This is a genomic window from Claveliimonas monacensis, assembly GCF_014982975.1.
Lineage (GTDB): Bacteria > Bacillota > Clostridia > Lachnospirales > Lachnospiraceae > Claveliimonas > Claveliimonas monacensis.
The window spans coordinates 79,624-97,062 of sequence record NZ_JADCKL010000004.1; the positions used below are offsets into that span (position 1 = coordinate 79,624).

Consider the following 17,439-nt stretch of genomic DNA (forward strand, 5'->3'; position numbering starts at 1 on the left):
ATTGTACTAAAAATTTTCTGATTTTACAACTATTTCATGCATATTTTACAAATTCAATACTATTTTGACAACTTCTGTCAATCGTAGTAAAATTTTCATCAAACAGTCGCATTTATATAAAGAATATGTTCTGCAAAACAGTGCGCCTGCAGCTTACAGAGAGGAACTTAACAAATCATGGATCAGAAAAAGAAAATCGGATTTATCGGGCTGGGACTCATCGGCGGCTCCATCGCAAAAGCCATCCGCCAGTACTATCCCGACTACACTATCACAGCTTTTGACAAGAATAAGGAAACACTGGCGCTGGCCACACAGGAGTCGGTCATCGATGTGGCGGCCACACACATTGACGACAGCTTCCGGGGCTGCAGCTACATTTTCCTGTGCGCCCCTGTGTCCTACAACAACGCCTATCTGAAACAGGTTTCCCAGTTTCTCGGCGAGGACTGCATCCTGACAGATGTTGGCAGCGTAAAGACGAGCATCCACAGGGAAGTGGAACGGATGGGACTTGGAAAATATTTCATCGGCGGCCACCCCATGGCCGGATCCGAGAAAAGCGGCTACTCCAACTCAAAGGCCATGCTCATTGAGAACGCCTACTATATTCTTACCCCCACGGAGGAAGTGGCCCCGGAAAAGGTGTCGGCTTTTGAGACATTTATCGAAAGTCTGCGGGCCCTCCCCGTTGTGTTGGACTACCGGCAGCATGATCAGATCACCGGCACCATCAGCCATCTGCCCCACATCATCGCCGCCAGCCTTGTATGCCTGGTGCGGGACACGGACACAAAGGATGAGCTGATGAAACAGCTGGCGGCGGGGGGATTCAAGGACATCACACGGATCGCCTCCTCCTCCCCCACCATGTGGCAGCACATCTGCCTGAACAACAAGGAGAATATTGCCCTTATTCTGGAGCGCTATATCCACATGCTCCAGGAGGCAGAGGAGGCCGTATCAGAGGGGGATGCCCAGGCGCTGTACCAGCTTTTTGACAGCTCCAGAAATTACCGCAATTCCATTCCCGGCGGCTCCTCCGGCCCCATCAAGAAAGTGTTTGCCGTGTACTGTGACATTATCGATGAGGCGGGCGGGATTGCCACTATTGCCACTATCCTTGCCTCCAACAATATCAACATTAAAAATATAGGGATCGTGCACAACAGAGAATTTGAAGAAGGGGTTCTGCGGATCGAGTTCTACGACGATGCCTCCTCCAGGAAGGCGGCGCAGCTTCTGCAGAAATACAGGTATATCGTCTATGAAAGACAGTAGTAAGATCATCTATCCTGCCCGGCAGCCTCTCACCGGAGAAATCCAGGTTCCCGGGGACAAATCCATCTCCCACCGGGCAGTCATGCTGGGGGCCATTGCCAAGGGCACTACCCGGATCCAAAATTTCCTCATGGGAGGGGACTGCCTCTCCACCATTGACTGCTTCCGGCGTCTGGGCGTACAGATCGATGTAAACGCTGCCGAGGGCCAGGTGGCTGTCCACGGTAAGGGGATGCATGGGCTTGGCGTCTACCCAGGCGCCGGCAATGCGCAAAAAACTGGCGGGCCAGACGGGGATCTGAAGGAAGCGGTGCTGGATACAGGCAACAGCGGCACCACCACAAGGCTGATCTCCGGCATTCTGGCAGGCCAGGATTTCCCCTCTCTGCTCTCCGGCGATGTTTCTTTAAACACCCGCCCCATGAACCGGATCCTGGAGCCCCTGACCCAGATGGGCGCCCATATCCGCAGTGTCCACGGCAACGGCTGCGCACCTCTGTCCATCAGACCGGGGCAGCTGCATGGCATCCATTCCCGCACAAAAGTGGCCTCCGCCCAGGTAAAATCAGCTATCCTTCTGGCAGGCCTTTTTGCCGACTCCCCCACTTCCGTGACCGAGCCCTCCCTCTCCAGGGATCACACGGAGCTGATGCTTAGGGGATTTGGCGCAGATGTTTCTTCTATTATAAATGAGGACGGCACAGCTACTGCCTCCATCCGCCCCTGCCGGGAGCTGTACGCTCAGGACATTGTGGTGCCCGGGGACATCTCCTCTGCGGCCTACTGTATCGCCGCGGCGCTCATTGTGCCCGGCTCCAGCCTGCTTATCAGAAATGTGGGCATCAATCCCACCCGGGCCGGCTTCCTGTCCGTCTGCCGGGACATGGGCGGAGACATCACGCTTCTCAATGAAAGGACGACCGGCGGGGAGCCCTCCGCGGATCTGCTTGTGCGGCACAGCTCCCTGCACGGTGTCACCATAGAGGGCAGTCTCATCCCCACCCTCATAGATGAGCTCCCCATGGCTGCTGTCCTGGCTGCTTTTGCAGAGGGGACCACAGTGATCCGGGACGCAGCAGAGCTGAAAGTCAAAGAGAGCGACCGCATCGTCACAGTCACCGAAAATCTGCTGGCCATGGGCGGGGATGTCACTCCCACAGCCGACGGCATGATCATCCGGGGCGGTTCGCCCCTCCACGGCGCTGTGATCGATAGCCATCTGGACCACCGCATCGCCATGTCCTTCGCCGTGGCGGCTCTCGCCGCCGACGGCGAGAGCCGGATCAGTGGTGCCAATTGTGTAGACATTTCATTCCCGGGGTTCTATGATTATTTCAACTAACGCAATTGCGGACGTAATACTTTTAAAAAGTATTACGTCCGCAATTAACATTATTGGTGTACCATTGTATCAGTTGTCTAGTAATATTTGACTTTTACAGTCTTCCCCAGCTTCTCCGCGCAGTCTTTCAACTGCTCCACCAGGTTCATCCTGACGCTCAGGTCAAAGGGAAGGTTGGAGTTCTGATGCGCCGGATTCAGGGCTTTTCCCACAAAGAGGTTCAGGTCTGTGCACTCTTCGATGAGAAGCTTGGCCAGTTTGGAAGCCCCGTTGTCGGCATCCAGCTCGTTGAAAAACTCTTCGTCAAATTCATCCTGTTCATATTTTCTCAGAATGCCCAGGGCTTTCCCAAGAGTCAGCACGCCCTCTGTCACAAGGTCCAGCCCCTCGATAGAGGCTGTGGGCGGGACGGATGGATCGGCGTAGTTCACAGATGTGACGATCTCTTTTTTCAGCACGCGGGCCGCGATATTGGCGCTGGTTCCGCCGCAGACCACCTTTTTCCCCTCACACTTCATAAAGTCGCTGACCAGCTGCTCATCGTCCTCCTTGTCAGTGGGCGGCCCTGTAAATATATTTACCACCCTCCTCTCGATGACTCTGACTACTGCCACCGTAGTGTCATCTCCCGGCTTTTCCCCGTAGAGGTCATAGCAGGCCTGGGACAGCATGGCCGCAAGCCGGGAGGCGGAGAGCGTCTCCTTTGTGCATTTCAGAGTATACTGGGCCATGTCCTTCCATGTCCAGCCAAAATTAAGGAGCTCTCCCACCCCGGCGTAGATCACGCCGTCGCTCATAAGGACAAAACAGTCATTGATCTGTACCCGGAACCTGTATTCCCGTATCTTTTTATCCTCAATGAAACGCTCTTCATATGGATAATCCACAATCTGCCGGTCCCGCACAAACACGCAGGAGGGGTTGTCAAATTCCACAAGATAGGCGCTTCCGTCATGGGAGATCTGCAGGATGCTGAAGGTGGCGTAGGCCACTTTCCTCACCTGGCAGATAGGCAGCGTCCGGGCAATAGTCTCCACGCAGGACTCGATCTCCGCCCCATTTAAGAACATGGTCCCCAGGATCTTGGAAGTGAGCGTGGCCAGAATATTGGCCTTAACGCCGCTTCCCATGCCGTCTGCCAGGATCACAATGTCCGAGTCCTCTGTATGCAGCACCTCCACCTTGTCGCCGCACAGCTCTTCGTTATGCTTATTCAGGCTTTTCCATGCAATATCCACACAAACGCTCATATCAATCTTCCTCTTCAAACAAAATAGAGTCCCGCAGCTTTGACAGTGTCACCTTGGTCTCCGCCGTCGTCTCTCCCAGAAGCCCGGCGATCTCCTGCGCCACCATCATCTGTTTGTCAATGACCTTCTGGGCCATCTCCACCGTCTCCATCTTTAGGTGGTAATGCTGCTCCTTCACCTTCTCCTCTTTTGATACATCCTGATAAGTGACAAGGACTGACTCCAGATGGTCTATGTAAATAATGCTCTCCACCACGGACATGCCAACCGGTTCCAGCCGGATCTTCTTTCTTATGATCTGCTCTTTTGTGTCCAGCACATGGACAATATCATCCACTTCAAAAAATTCAAATATATACCGGTCCAGCGCCTCCTCCCTGGACACCTCCAGCAGTTTTAGCGCCTTTTTGTTGCACTCCCGTATGCGCATCTCCCCGTCCACGATAAAGATCATGCTGGGCGTGGCGTCCATGACGATGTTGGACATGGACTCTGCCTGGGCCACTGCATTGGGAAGGCACATGCCGATCTCCGCTTTCTTCTGGAATACAGCCGTGGCCTTGGCGCGGCAGCTTGGATAGCCGCAGGCACCGCAGTCCAGCTCATCGGACTTTGTGTATTTTCCCATGGCATGGAGCACATCCAGCATCTGCTCGTCTGTGGGCAGGGGATCTTCCACTCTCCGGTCCATAAATACTTTGTGCATCTCCACTTCTGTTCCGTCTATTTCCTCTGCCGGTCCTCTTTTGACCGCATACCGCTCTACATCCATCTTCGCCCGGACCGCGGACCGGTTCCACTTGTCAGAGGCAGGGCCCTTGATGCATCCGCCCTCACACACGTTGACCTCAAAGAAGCAGCCCTGGATCTCACCTTTTTTCAGCTCTTCAAAAAGTTCCATGCAGGCTCCCAGTCCGTCCACTGCCACTTTGTAATAGTGCCCCTGTTCTTCCCGGGGCTCTCCCGGCCCTGCCAGCACAGACTGGATGATGCCTCCCCCCACAGGGTAGAGCTGGTTCACCATGGGACAGGGATTCGCCAGTGCCTCCTCCTCGCACGCGGAGACGTCGATGCCCTCCAGCTCCCACCATTTCACCACTTCCTCAAAGGTAAGGATAGCGTCAACAGCACCGCTCACACGCTCATCTCCCACAGCCTCCGCCTTCTTGGCAATACAGGGGCCCAGGAAAACCACCTTTACGTCCTCCCCGTAGATCCGGCGGATCAGACGCCCGTGGGCGATCATGGGGGACACCACAGGAGCCATCAGTGGGACAAGCTCCGGATAATATTTCTCGATCAGATCGTTGACGCTGGGACAGCAGGTTGTGATGATATTGGACATCTCCCCTGCCTGCAGCAGTTTCTGGTACTCAGCCGTCACAAGGGCCGCCCCTTCCGCCGTCTCCCTGACCGCATAAAATCCCAGCTTTTTGAGCGCCGCGACAACCTGCCCCGGCCGTTCATACTCCAGCACTCCCAGGTAGGAAGGGGCAAGGGAGATGATCACTTTCATTCCCTGGCGCAGGTATCCTCTCACCCTGTCTATATCGCTGGCAAATTTTTTGGCGTTCTGGGGACAGACTTCCAGACAGTGGCCGCAGTTAATGCAGTGATCCTTCATAATGTGGGCCTGCTCATTCTGCACAGAAATCGCCTTCACCTCACAGTGCCGCACGCATTTATAACAATGTCGGCAGCTTGCATCTTTAAAATCTATAACTCTCACTTTTGCCCTCCTCCCGCATCGCTCTTTTTCATACTTATGCATATTATAGCATTCCCGACACAGACAGAGCAACGAAAAGCCTGGAAAATGCTGAAATCCCCCTCTGTTCAGGGCTTGTTTTTATACAGGAGAGGACGTACAATATAAGTATTACATAAGAGGGAGGGGAGCCGGTATGCCCGCAAAAAAATACCGGTTCAAAAAGAGAAATGACTGAATTTGAGAACCATAGAAAAAGGGCCCGGGAAATGCAGCGGGCAGAGGAAGCGCGGGAACAGGCCGCAGCAGAAGTTCGGCGTTCCAGAAAGCGTTCCAGGAAGAAAAATGACCAGAAATTCTTCCTTTTTGTCTTTGCCACGATCATTCTGGGCATCGTGGCTGCCTCCCTGCTGTCCGTCTTCTTCCCGGCAGAAGGACAGGAGAGTAAAAAAGAGAAAGCCCAGCCTGCCAGCGCCCAGGCCCAGACTTACACACCAGCAACCGCCACCTGGACAGCTACCGGAGATATTGTTTTCCATCTTCCCTTTCTCGAGTCAGGCGTGTACCTGAACTCCTCAGACGGCAGCTACAACTATAACTCTATTTTTGACTACTGCCGCCCTCTCCTCGAGGAAGCAGATTTCTCCACTGTCACCACGGAAACCTCTCTTGCCGGGGAGGAGGCCGGATACAGCGGTTATCCTATGTTCAAGGCGCCGGATGCCCTGGCTGACGCCCTGGCCGGAGGCGGATTTGACATGGTCAATCTGGCCAGCAACCATGTGTACGACGGGCTGGACGACGGATTCCAGCGCACCATGGACGTGCTGCAGCAGAGAAATCTCCAGTACATGGGAACGCGCCGTGATGAAAACCAGAAGAAATATAATGTAGTAGATGTAAACGGCATCAAGGTGGGCGTGCTCAGCTATGTATATGAAACCACAGCACAGAGCGGTTCCAAGTCCATCAACGGCATTCCCCTGTCAGACACGGCATCTGCTCTCATCAATTCCTTTGATCCCAGCAATCCGGATCCATTCTACAGTGAAGTAGAGACCTCCCTTTCCGCCATGAAGGAGGAGGGTGTCCAGTACACCATCGCCTACATGCACTGGGGCACAGAGTACCAGACACAACAGTCCGAAGAGCAGACACAGATCGCCCAGAAGCTCTGCGACATGGGCATTGACACCCTCATCGGCAGCCATCCCCACGTGATCCAGCCGGTAGATGTGCTGACCTCCGCAGACGGAGAGCACCAGATGCTCTGCGCCTATGCCATCGGCAACTTCCTCTCCAACCAGCGTGCTGAATACATGCAGGCGGAAATGCCCACCGGCGAGACCGAGGACAGCTACATGCTGACGCTGACCCTTTCCAGCGATGAGAAAGGAAAGGTTACCCTCACAGACGCTGGTTTCACTCCCATGTGGACGTACCGCTACGAAACCGACGCCGGCGCCGCCTTTGCCGTCCTTCCGGTAAATGATACCTCCACCTTGGAGGAGAGCACCGGACTTTCCGGCATCAAGGGGGAGGCTGACGAGTCCGCTGCCAGAACCCAGGCTATCATCGGGGCAGGCGTGGAGAAGGTAAAAGCAGCGCTGCCGCTGAAATCCGCTATATAGTCACATAGAAAAAGATGCACATTCCGCAGTGAGTATACTCCCACATGCGGCCGTGCATCTTTTTTTCTGCCCTTTTATTTTACGATTTTTAGAATATCTTCCACTTTTTCCGCCAGATAGCAGGCGCCGGCCTGCTCCAGCTCCTCTCTACTTCCATATCCGTAGAGAACGCCCAGGCTGTCCACACCGTTTGCCCTGGCGCCCTCGATATCATGGCGACGGTCTCCCACCATGAGCACCTGCCCCGGATCTGTGATGCCGCAGGACTCCATGGCATAGGCGATAACCTCTTCTTTTTTCACCCTTGTCTCGTCCATGGTCGCTCCCGCCGCATAGGCAAAATAAGAAGCCAGATGAAAATGCTCCAGTATTTCGCGGGCAAAGGGCTCCGGCTTGGAGGTTGCGAGCACCAGCGTCTTTCCTCTTTGTTTCAAAGTGCCCAGCATCTCTTCCATGCCGTTGTAGACTCTATTTTCAAAAATGCCCCGGTCCCTGTAATATTCCCGGTACAGATCGATCCCACGCCTGGCCTCCTCCCGGGTAAATCCATAGAACTCCTGAAAAGAGTCCGCAAGAGGCGGCCCGATAAACCGGTACAGCTTTGTCCGGTCTGTCTCCTCAATGCCAAACCCTTTCAGGGCATACATGACAGAATTGGTGATGCCCATCCCCGGGTCTGTCACTGTTCCGTCCAGATCAAAAAAAATGTACTTGTACTCTTTCACGTCTTCCTCCTTGTCCCTGTCCTCTGCCACGCCGGCCTGTCCTGCCAGGCATCACAGGCACCAGATATATTTATACTTCCACTTCTGCCAGCCTTTCAGTTCCCTGTACATCTCTGCTTCCGTCCGCCGGCAGATATCCATCGCCCTGCTGTATTCTTCCCGGGACGGGCGCTTGTGGAAAAACATGCTCTCCAGCACAAGCTGATACAGCCACATCATCTCCTCCTCCCGGACGCTTTCCCATAAGCCTGCCATGTGCCGGCAGGTCTCCTCCTCCAAGGGCCTGTATTCTTTCATTCCCTTCCGGAGACTTCTGTCATAGATGAAGTCATAGACAGCCTTCACCGCTTCCGCCCGGTCCGGATACCCCATTTTCACACAGATCATAAAACGGTCCAGCTGCGACTCCGGGAGCAGCTGGGTTCCGGCTGAACCTGCCGGGTTCTCCGTGGCCATGACAATAAAAGGACGGCCGGTCTGCCTTGTCACGCCGTCCACCGTCACCTGCCCTTCCTCCATGACCTCCAGCAAGGCAGACTGGGTCTTGGGCTATGTGCGGTTGATCTCATCAGCCAGAAGAAAATTGCACATAGCCGCCCCCGGCTGGTAGACAAATTTCTCCAGCTCCTTTTTGTAGATCGTAAATCCTGTCAGATCTGAGGGCAGTACATCCGGCGTGAACTGCACCCTCTTTTCCTTCAGTCCCATAGCTCTGGAAAAGGCAAGTGCCATTGTGGTCTTTCCAGTTCCGGGCATGTCCTCCACAAGGATGTGCCCGCCTGCCAGAATGGCTGTCATGATCTTCTCTATGATTTGTTCCTTTCCCACCACAGCCTTCTCCACCTCACGGATCACTTTCCAGGCTGCCTCCTGATATGTTTCGCTCATCCACAGCTCCCCTTTCCCCTGTTTCTTGCTCATCTGCCATCATATTAGCACACATACAGGAAGATATCCACCGCATCCCCGGGGCTCACTCATTTTTCTGCAGTGTCCGCCTTTCCTGTCATCCGCTTTCTGTATTCTCTGGGCGGCATATGAAAACGCTCCTGAAAGACGCGGTTGAAGGTCCGCATGCTGGTAAATCCCGCATTCATAGCCAGATCTGTGACAGACGCATCCGCATCCTGCATCAGAGACAACGCCTGATTCAGGCGGAGTTCATTTAAATACCGGTTGAAATTGGTGTGAAACGTGTGAGAAAAAACACGGGACAGGGCAAAGGGGCTGTACCCCAGATCCTGCGCCATCCTGGTGAGGGACATCTCCTCCTCGGTATAGTGCTCTGCCATATAAGCCACCATGTCGTACACGATATCCTGTCCCGGCTGTTCCCCACGCTTCTGCAGAGTAAGACAAGGAAATGCCCTTGCCAGGATGATCTGGGTGAACGCCTTTCCGAGCGCCTCCCCCTGCTGTCCCTCTCCCAGGTCGGCCAGCTCCCTCAGACGTTCCAGGGCGTAAGGGATATCCGGATGTACAAGCGCTGCCGGAAGCACCGGGTTTTTGGGCTGGCAGGTCTGGAGTTGCTCCAGATAAAATCCCGCAAAAGATGGCGGAGCCAGGAAATACAGAGCCCTGGACTCCCCCCGGCTGAACACCTGGTAGTGGTGGATGACATTGGGAAAAACAATCCCAAAGTCCCCGGTCTCCATATGGCACAGCGTCCTCCCCACGCCAAGCTCCAATGTCCCGCTTGTCACATAGATACACTCCATGGACTTGTGGATGTGGGGCGGGTAGTGGACAGACTCTTTCTCATAGATCTCCATCTGCTCTTCTTTTAACTCGTAGAAAAAATGCATGAGGCCCTCCTGCAAGATTTGGCTGATTTATCTTCTCTTTTGACAAGAATTATAGTCCGGATCACACTATAATGCAATTGAAAATAAAGAGGAGGTGCCACATATGATCAGAAGATTTAGCAATTTCTTAAGAGACTCTTTTGAGACATATATGCAGATTTATACAAAAGATCTCTTCTAGAAAACACGGTAAAAAACAATGAAACAAAATAACAATAAAAAAGCAGGTAGCTGTCCTGGCCTTTCACCCTGTTAAGAGTGTCCGGTCCCAAACAGCTGCCTGCTTTTTTTGTCGTCTTTAACTTCTATCCATTTTCCTTTCATGCCGCAGCCGCTTTTACAGCCCCGGCCCGCTGACTCTTTCTCTGCAGAAAAAAGTGAAGCGCAGCGTTTGCAGCCATGCACCCTATCATGCATCCCAGCGAATTGTGTATGATATCATCCAGCTCAAAAAGCCCCCGCCTGAAGATAAACTGGCTCGCTTCGATCATCCCCGACAGGAGCATGCCCACTGCCAGAGCAGCTGCCGGCCGCACCCTGCGCCCTGCTGCCGCCGGGAGCAACATCCCCACCGGGGCCAGCATCACGCAGTTCAGCAGGATCTGCTGCAGCATGTCTCTGTCATGGTATGCCAGCATCTCCCTCCACGACCAGAAAAGCGTCAGCTCAAACTGCCGGTCCGTCACGCCTCTCGTAAACACCGTAGATCCAAATACCAGCACGATATAGACCAGCGCAGCCAGCACACTGACCGCCTGGCTTTTCTTGATCCTGCGCATCCCTGCCGCTGCCAGGAGCAGCAACGCCACGGCCATGATCACGCTCCCAAAGAAAACGATCTCCCGCTGGGACCAGGGACGGCTGTGAATTGCTATGATCTGATAGATACCCATATGCAGGCCTCCTTTTTGTGTCTGTCAACTTGTGTCACCTTCAGAGACCTTATAGTATATGTTTTTGACTGAATCGTCAAGGAAGAGCGGCTTATGATTTTATTAATTTTCCTTAAACACCGTATGGCTGCTATGGACGCACCGCATTGCTTCTTTCCCCTTCATATTTTTCGTAGACTTATATGCTCTACGAATTTTTTATGCCTTTTTTATTTCACATTGCATTTCATATTTATTTATGTTAATATCTTTATAATTCAGACTGTCTGCTCTGGGCAGTCTCCCACAGCCCTATGGGCATCAAAAGCTATTTCCCAAAGATCCGCACAAAAGAAGAAATCCTTGCAGAGATCAGAAGTTCAGACAATCTTTCAGACATGTACGGCAAATGGACGAAAGACCGCCAGGAACATTTCCTTGCATTCTGTTCCGGTGAAAAGGGCATTAATATCCTGACGGATGGCTTCATTAAAGAGATCTTTAATCCCGAGTATGCTCCGGAACGAATGGAAGATTTCCTATCGCTTCTCCTTCATCAGCCTGTAAAGATCAGGTCTGTCCTGCCTAATGACTCCGCAAGGATCGCCGGCGAAAGTTATTTGATCATTACAGACATTGTGATCGAACTGGATGATGGAAGCATTGCCAACCTTGAAATCCAGCGACTGGGATATATGTTTCCCGGACAGCGCAGCGCCTGCTACTCTGCCGATCTGCTCCTTAGGCAGTACAAACGAGTGCGCGGAAAGCGCAGTAAAGAAGAGAAAAGATTCAGCTATAAAGATATCCAGAACGTCTACACAATCGTTCTCTACGAAAAATCCCCCTCTCAATTTCATGCTTTCCCCAATGACTACCTTCACCATCTGGAAGCCAGATCCGATACGGGTATCAAGATCAATCTTCTACAGAAATACATTTTCATTCCACTTGACATATTTCAGGAAATACTTCACAATAATGGTATCAGAAACCGGCTGGAAGCATGGCTTGCATTCCTCTCTTCCGATGAGCCCGGAACCATTCTCTCACTTTTAGAGGACTATCCATTCTTCCAGAAACTTTACGAAGAACTTTATACACTATGCCAGGATACAAAGAAGGTGATGAATATGTTTTCAGAAGAGTTGGCTATTTTAGACCGTAATACGGAACAGTATATGATGGATGAGATGCAGACAGAGATCGACCGGATGAAGGCAGAAAGGATGCAGATCCAAACTGAGAGAGATCGGATGTTAGCTGAAAAAGACCAGATGCTAGCCGAAAGAGACCAGATGTCAGCTGAAAGAAGTCAGATGTTAGCCGAAAGAAACCGGATGCAAGCCGAAAGAAACCGGATGCAAGCCGCACTCGACGAAAAGGACAGGCTGATCGCAGAGCTTAAGCGTCAGCTTGCCAGCCAGAACTAAAACAGAAGAACAGGCCAGAATCAGTGAAGCGGGAAGAAAGCCTCAAGAGCTCTCTTCCCGCTTCGCTATTTGTATAAATATCACATAAGGAGGTTTTCCTATCCGTTGATGGTCCGTTTCACGTAGGTTGTGTGCAGATACTCGTGAGCCTTGTGGCTTCCCGGCTCGCCCAGATATTCCTCGTAAAGCTTTTTGATGGCCGGATTCTCATGGGACTTCCGGATTTCCTTGGCCTCGTCATTGCGGTACAGCACGCCGGCGCGGATGGCCCGCACATCTGTAAAGTTTCGCACATCGCCGGACACCTGAGGCTGGCCGCCGCCGTTGACGCATCCGCCCGGGCAGCCCATGATCTCGATAAAGTGGTAGCTGGCTTCTCCTGCTTTCACCTTGTTGAGAAGGGTTCTGGCATTGGAAAGACCGGAGGCGACTGCCACCTTGATATCCAGGCCCGCCACATTGTAGGAGGCTTCCTTGATACCTTCTGTTCCTCTCACATCGGTGAACTCCAGTTTTGCCAGCTCCTCGCCGGTGAGGGTCTCCACCGCTGTCCGCAGGGCCGCCTCCATAACACCGCCTGTGGCGCCGAAGATGACGCCGGCTCCCGTGGACTCGCCCATGGGATCGTCAAATTTCTCATCCGGGAGGGAGGTAAATTCAATGCCGCACCGCCGGATCAGCCGTGCCAGCTCCCTTGTGGTGATGGCTATATCCACATCCGGCACGCCGGCCGCGCTCTGGTCGTCTCTTCCGATCTCAAACTTCTTGGCTGTACAGGGCATGACGCTGACGGACACGATCTTTGCCGGGTCAATGCCTTCCTTCTCGGCAAAGTAGGTCTTTAACATGGCTCCGAACATCTGCTGGGGCGACTTACAGCTTGACAGGTTCTCTGTCATATCCGGGAAATAGTGCTCGCAGTATTTGATCCAGCCCGGTGAACAGGAGGTGATGAGAGGAAGCACGCCGCCGTTTTTGATCCTGTCAAGGAGCTCTGTGGCCTCCTCCATGATGGTCAGATCCGCCGCCCAGTCTGTATCAAATACTTTGTCAAATCCGATTCTTCTCAGGGCTGCCGCCATCTTTCCTTCTACATCTGTTCCCATGGGATAACCGAACTCCTCGCCAAGGCCGGCTCTGACGGAGGGCGCTGTCTGCACCACCACGTATTTGTCCGGATCTGCGATGGCCTCCAGGATCTGGTCTGTGTAGTCCTTCTCGTAGAGAGCGCCTGTGGGACAGACGGCAATACACTGTCCGCAGGAGACGCAGCTGGTCTGGCCAAGGCCCATGTCAAAGGCTGAGCCGATAAAGGTGGCAAAACCTCTGTTGTTGGGGCCAATGACACCGATACCCTGGGTCTTCTCGCACACAGCCACGCAGCGGCGGCAGAGGATACACTTGTTGTTGTCCCGGATCATGTGGGCCGCAGAGGTGTCCAGCTCGTAGTGGTTGGACTCTCCCTGGAAATAATCTTCATCGTCAACGCCGTACTCACGGCAGAGCTGCTGCAGTTCGCAGTTGCCGCTGCGCACGCAGGAGAGACATTTTTTGTCGTGGTTGGAAAGCAGGAGCTGCAGGGTCCGCCTTCTTGACTTTATGAGCCTGGGCGTGTTGGTCCACACCTCCATCCCTTCATTGATGGGATAGACACAGGCCGCCACCAGGTTCTTGGCTCCCTTGACCTCCACCACGCACATACGGCAGGCGCCGATCTCATTGATTTCTTTTAAATAGCACAGGGTCGGGATCCTGATACCCGCCAGGTGCGCCGCTTCGAGAATGGTGGAACCAGCCGGAGCGGATACTTCTAAACCGTTTATCTTTAAGTTGATATTCTCCATATTCTCCATCCTCCATTATTCTTTGTAGATTGCGCCAAAGCGGCATTTCTCCATGCAGGCGCCGCATTTTACACATTTGTCCTGATTGATCACGTGAGGCTCTCTCACCTTGCCCTCGATAGCTTCGTTGGGGCAGGTGCGGGCACAGAGCGTACATCCGCGGCACTTGTCCGCATCGATCCGGTACTGCAGAAGATCCTTGCACACGCCCGCCGGACATTTCTTATCCACAATGTGGGCTATGTACTCGTCCCGGAAATACCGCAAAGTGGACAGAACCGGGTTTGGCGCTGTCTGTCCCAGAGCACAGAGGGAACCTGACTTCAGATGCTCTGCCAGCTCCTCCAGGCGGTCCAGGTCCTCCATGGTTCCCTGGCCCTTTGTGATCTTCTCCAGGATCTCCAGCATCCTCCTTGTGCCCACCCGGCAGGGTGTACACTTGCCGCAGGATTCATCTACCGTAAACTCCAGGAAGAACTTGGCGATGTCCACCATACAAGTGTCCTCATCCATGACGATGAGTCCGCCGGATCCCATCATGGAGCCGATGGCGATCAGATTGTCATAGTCTATAGGCACGTCAAAGTGCTCTGCCGGGATACAGCCGCCGGAGGGGCCGCCGGTCTGAGCTGCCTTGAACTTCTTGCCCTTGGGGATGCCCCCGCCGATCTCCTCCACGATCTCCCGCAGGGTGGTTCCCATGGGGATCTCCACCAGTCCTGTGTTGTTTACCTTTCCGCCCAGGGCGAAAACCTTGGTTCCCTTGGACTTCTCGGTTCCCATGGACGCGAACCACTCAGGGCCGTTTAAGATGATCTGGGGGATATTTGCAAGCGTCTCTACATTATTTAAGATGGTGGGTTTCTGGAACAGGCCTTTCAGCGCCGGGAAAGGCGGACGGGGACGGGGCTCGCCCCTGTTGCCCTCGATGGATGTCATAAGGGCTGTCTCCTCGCCGCAGACAAAGGCTCCCGCACCCAGGCGCAGTTCAATATCAAAATCAAATCCTGTCCCGAAAATGTCTTTGCCGAGAAGTCCGTACTCTCTTGCCTGTCCGATGGCAATGTTCAGTCTCTCTACCGCAATGGGGTACTCTGCCCGGACGTAAATGTAACCCTGGGAGGCGCCGATGGCGTATCCCGCGATGGCCATGGCCTCCAGCACCACGTGGGGGTCGCCCTCCAGCACGGAGCGGTCCATGAATGCTCCCGGGTCGCCCTCGTCGGCGTTACAACAGACATATTTCTGGTCCGCCTCGTTTGCGGCGGCAAATTTCCACTTCAGTCCCGTGGGGAAGCCGGCTCCTCCTCTTCCCCGAAGGCCGCTGTCCAGAAGGATCTGGATCACGTCCTGGGGCTTCATCTCTGTGAGCACCTTCCCCAGCGCCTCGTATCCGCCGGTGCCGATGTACTCCTCAATATTCTCCGGGTTGATGACACCGCAGTTGCGCAGGGCGATACGATGCTGCTTTTTGTAGAATTTTGTCTCCTGGAGCGGCAGCACCTCCGCGCCTTTGACTGTCTCATCATAGAGGAGTCGCTTGACCACTCTTCCTTTTAAGAGGTGTTCGGACACGATCTCCGGGATATCCTCTTCTTTTACCATGGAATAGAAGGCCCCTTCCGGGTACACGATCATGATGGGACCTAAGGCGCACAGACCGAAGCAGCCCGTCTTTACCACGCCAACTTCATTTTCCAGTCCCTGTTTTCTGATCTCTTCTTCCAGTCTGTCTCTGATCTTCTGGCTTCCCGAGGAGGTACATCCGGTTCCTCCACAGACCAGTACATGTGAACGATACATAGCTGCAACCTCCTTCTACTCTTTTCCGATCTTCTCTGTGGCGAGGGTGTACTTTGTCACTACCTGGCCGCCTTTTAAGTGCAGGCGGAACACTTCCATCGCCTTCTCGGGTGTCATTTTTACATACGTTACTTTCTCTTTGCCCGGCTCCATGACCTCCACAATGGGCTCATACTGGCACAGGCCGATGCAGCCTGTCTGGGTGACATTGATATTGTTCAGCCCCTCCTCCTGCACAGCGTCAGAAAGGGCTGTAAGTACAGGACGGGCGCCGCTGGCGATGCCGCATGTGGCCATTCCCACCACAACCCTTGTCTGGGTGGCATCCTCGGAGCGGAAGCCCACTTTTCCCTGCATCTTCTCTCTTATAGCACGTAATTCTTCAAGAGATTTCATATCCTTCCTCCAATCTTTCCGTTTTATAACACGTTTCCGCCGTCCGCCTCTCTGTGATTCGTCTCCAGGTATTCTTTTATGAACCCGGACACCTCCGGCAGTCCTGGCGGCACATTTCCAAGTATTTCCTTCATCTCCCGCGTGTCCAGCACAAACCCGCGTCCGTCACAGTCATATCTGTAATAAAAATCCATCTCCTCATGGCAGGTGACAAGTGTATGTATGGTGGCTGTCATATCTCCCAGGGGCATCCTGTCGATGCTGTCGAGGACAAACACCGCCTTTGTCACTGTCCCCTCCCCCTCCTTTGACCGGATGGAAAAGCTTCCTCCTGTGGCCAGGGCCGCCTGCTTGAAAAAGGGAATGCCAAGCCCCACCTTCCGGGTATTCCTGGTGGTAAAAAAGGGATCTTCCACTTTTGCAAGCTGTTCCTCTGACATGCCGCAGCCGTTGTCCGCTATCGTAACGGAGAGGGTATTTTCAGCCGTGTCAGCCAGCACTTCGATCCTTACCAGGGTCGCGCCTGCCCGGACAGAATTCTCTGCCACGTCCAGGATATGAAGGGATATCTCCGGCAGCATGGCTATTCGTATTTGGCCAGAATGTCGTCGATATCGTCCACCTTCAGCCTGCCGTAGACCTCATCGTTGATAGTCATGACCGGAGCCAGGCCGCAGGCACCGATACAGCGGCATGCATCCAGTGAAAATTTTCCGTCGGGGGTACACTCTCCGCCCACAATCCCCAGCTTCTCCATCAGCTTGTTGTAGATGTCGCCGGATCCTTTCACATAGCATGCCGTGCCAAGACAGACAGAAATCTGATATCTGCCCTTGGGACTCAAGGTAAACTGTGAATAAAATGTCACAACTCCGTAAATTTTTTCCAGGGGGATCCCTGTCTCATTGGAAATGATCTTCTGCACCTCTATGGGAAGATAGCCGTATATCTCCTGAGCCTTCTGCAGAATCGGCATGAGGGCGCCCTTTTCATCCTTCATACCGCGGATGACAGCAAGCAGCGCCTCTTCCTGCTCTTTCGTTCCACGGAATGGAACGGTCGACTTCGTAGAACCCATCTGTAAACCTCCTTGTTCGTTTTTTGTCTGAAAATTGCGTTGCATTTCACTCTTTATTCATTCTATCATAGACTTTTCTAAATATCTACAATTTTTTATCCTGTTTTTTAGTTATTATACCTTTTTCAATGTTTATTTTTTCACAGTATATGTTAAAAAATGCACAATAATGTGTTTTCATTTTTATCTATTTTATACAATTTGCCTTGATTTGGATATTTTCTGATGTTATACTCTCTTTATGATTATTGTTTCTTATTTAAATATCTTT

Annotated in this window: 14 protein-coding genes and 1 pseudogene; 4 read left to right on the top strand and 11 right to left on the bottom strand. The window is 53.0% G+C overall.

Annotated elements, in window-relative coordinates; genetic code table 11:
- Positions 1–177: 177 nt before the first annotated feature.
- The gene (locus INF30_RS07325; RefSeq protein WP_226394745.1) at positions 178–1,281 is read left to right on the top strand and encodes a prephenate dehydrogenase; all 1,104 of its coding nucleotides are present in this window, start codon (positions 178–180) and stop codon (positions 1,279–1,281) included.
- Positions 1,268–2,623 carry a 3-phosphoshikimate 1-carboxyvinyltransferase gene (gene aroA, locus INF30_RS07330; protein ID WP_226394746.1) on the top strand — a complete coding sequence of 452 codons (1,356 nt, stop codon included), beginning with the start codon at positions 1,268–1,270 and terminating at the stop codon, positions 2,621–2,623. Before INF30_RS07325 ends, aroA begins: the two co-directional genes overlap by 14 nt.
- Positions 2,624–2,700: 77 nt before the next feature.
- Here aroA and INF30_RS07335 read toward each other — a convergent pair whose 3' ends face one another.
- Together INF30_RS07335 and INF30_RS07340 are read right to left on the bottom strand one after the other, a co-directional pair.
- The gene (locus INF30_RS07335) at positions 2,701–3,873 is read right to left on the bottom strand and encodes a SpoIIE family protein phosphatase (RefSeq protein WP_226394747.1); all 1,173 of its coding nucleotides are present in this window, start codon (positions 3,871–3,873) and stop codon (positions 2,701–2,703) included.
- Position 3,874: 1 nt separating this feature from the next.
- Positions 3,875–5,602, bottom strand: a complete 1,728-nt coding sequence (locus INF30_RS07340) for a [Fe-Fe] hydrogenase large subunit C-terminal domain-containing protein (protein WP_226394748.1) — start codon at positions 5,600–5,602, stop codon at positions 3,875–3,877.
- Positions 5,603–5,811: 209 nt separating this feature from the next.
- On the opposite strand from INF30_RS07340, the gene INF30_RS07345 reads away from it, so the two are divergent.
- Positions 5,812–7,212 carry a CapA family protein gene (locus INF30_RS07345; protein ID WP_226394749.1) on the top strand — a complete coding sequence of 467 codons (1,401 nt, stop codon included), beginning with the start codon at positions 5,812–5,814 and terminating at the stop codon, positions 7,210–7,212.
- A gap of 74 nt (positions 7,213–7,286) precedes the next feature.
- On the opposite strand, the gene INF30_RS07350 is transcribed toward INF30_RS07345, so the two are convergent.
- From INF30_RS07350 to INF30_RS07365, 4 genes and pseudogenes are all read right to left on the bottom strand, one after another.
- Positions 7,287–7,967 (bottom strand): HAD family hydrolase, encoded by a 681-nt coding sequence (locus INF30_RS07350; RefSeq protein WP_226394750.1) that lies wholly within the window; start codon positions 7,965–7,967, stop codon positions 7,287–7,289.
- Between the two features lie 312 nt (positions 7,968–8,279).
- Positions 8,280–8,825 (bottom strand): annotated as a pseudogene (locus INF30_RS14850) (AAA family ATPase); the annotation flags it as partial.
- A gap of 89 nt (positions 8,826–8,914) precedes the next feature.
- Positions 8,915–9,742: an AraC family transcriptional regulator gene (locus tag INF30_RS07360; RefSeq protein ID WP_226394751.1), complete on the bottom strand. Its 828-nt coding sequence runs from the start codon at positions 9,740–9,742 to the stop codon at positions 8,915–8,917.
- A 320-nt stretch (positions 9,743–10,062) separates the two neighbouring features.
- Positions 10,063–10,635: a VanZ family protein gene (locus tag INF30_RS07365; RefSeq protein WP_226394752.1), complete on the bottom strand. Its 573-nt coding sequence runs from the start codon at positions 10,633–10,635 to the stop codon at positions 10,063–10,065.
- A gap of 377 nt (positions 10,636–11,012) precedes the next feature.
- Here INF30_RS07365 and INF30_RS07370 point away from each other — a divergent pair, with 377 nt between their 5' ends.
- A complete protein-coding gene (locus INF30_RS07370) occupies positions 11,013–12,047 on the top strand; it encodes a PD-(D/E)XK nuclease family transposase (RefSeq protein WP_226394836.1) in 1,035 nt (344 codons plus the stop codon).
- A gap of 98 nt (positions 12,048–12,145) precedes the next feature.
- Here INF30_RS07370 and INF30_RS07375 read toward each other — a convergent pair whose 3' ends face one another.
- From INF30_RS07375 to INF30_RS07395, 5 genes are read right to left on the bottom strand one after another with little or no spacing between them, the layout of a single operon-like run.
- The gene (locus INF30_RS07375) at positions 12,146–13,891 is read right to left on the bottom strand and encodes an NADH-dependent [FeFe] hydrogenase, group A6 (RefSeq protein ID WP_226394753.1); all 1,746 of its coding nucleotides are present in this window, start codon (positions 13,889–13,891) and stop codon (positions 12,146–12,148) included.
- Positions 13,892–13,906: 15 nt separating this feature from the next.
- The gene (gene nuoF, locus INF30_RS07380) at positions 13,907–15,694 is read right to left on the bottom strand and encodes an NADH-quinone oxidoreductase subunit NuoF (RefSeq protein WP_076776403.1); all 1,788 of its coding nucleotides are present in this window, start codon (positions 15,692–15,694) and stop codon (positions 13,907–13,909) included.
- A gap of 15 nt (positions 15,695–15,709) precedes the next feature.
- Positions 15,710–16,090 (bottom strand): (2Fe-2S) ferredoxin domain-containing protein, encoded by a 381-nt coding sequence (locus INF30_RS07385; protein ID WP_226394754.1) that lies wholly within the window; start codon positions 16,088–16,090, stop codon positions 15,710–15,712.
- A gap of 23 nt (positions 16,091–16,113) precedes the next feature.
- Positions 16,114–16,671, bottom strand: coding sequence for an ATP-binding protein (locus tag INF30_RS07390; RefSeq protein WP_226394755.1), 558 nt, complete (start codon positions 16,669–16,671; stop codon positions 16,114–16,116).
- A gap of 2 nt (positions 16,672–16,673) precedes the next feature.
- On the bottom strand, positions 16,674–17,168 hold the full coding sequence (locus INF30_RS07395; protein WP_226394756.1) for an NADH-quinone oxidoreductase subunit NuoE family protein: 495 nt from the start codon (positions 17,166–17,168) through the stop codon (positions 16,674–16,676).
- Positions 17,169–17,439 lie beyond the last annotated feature (271 nt).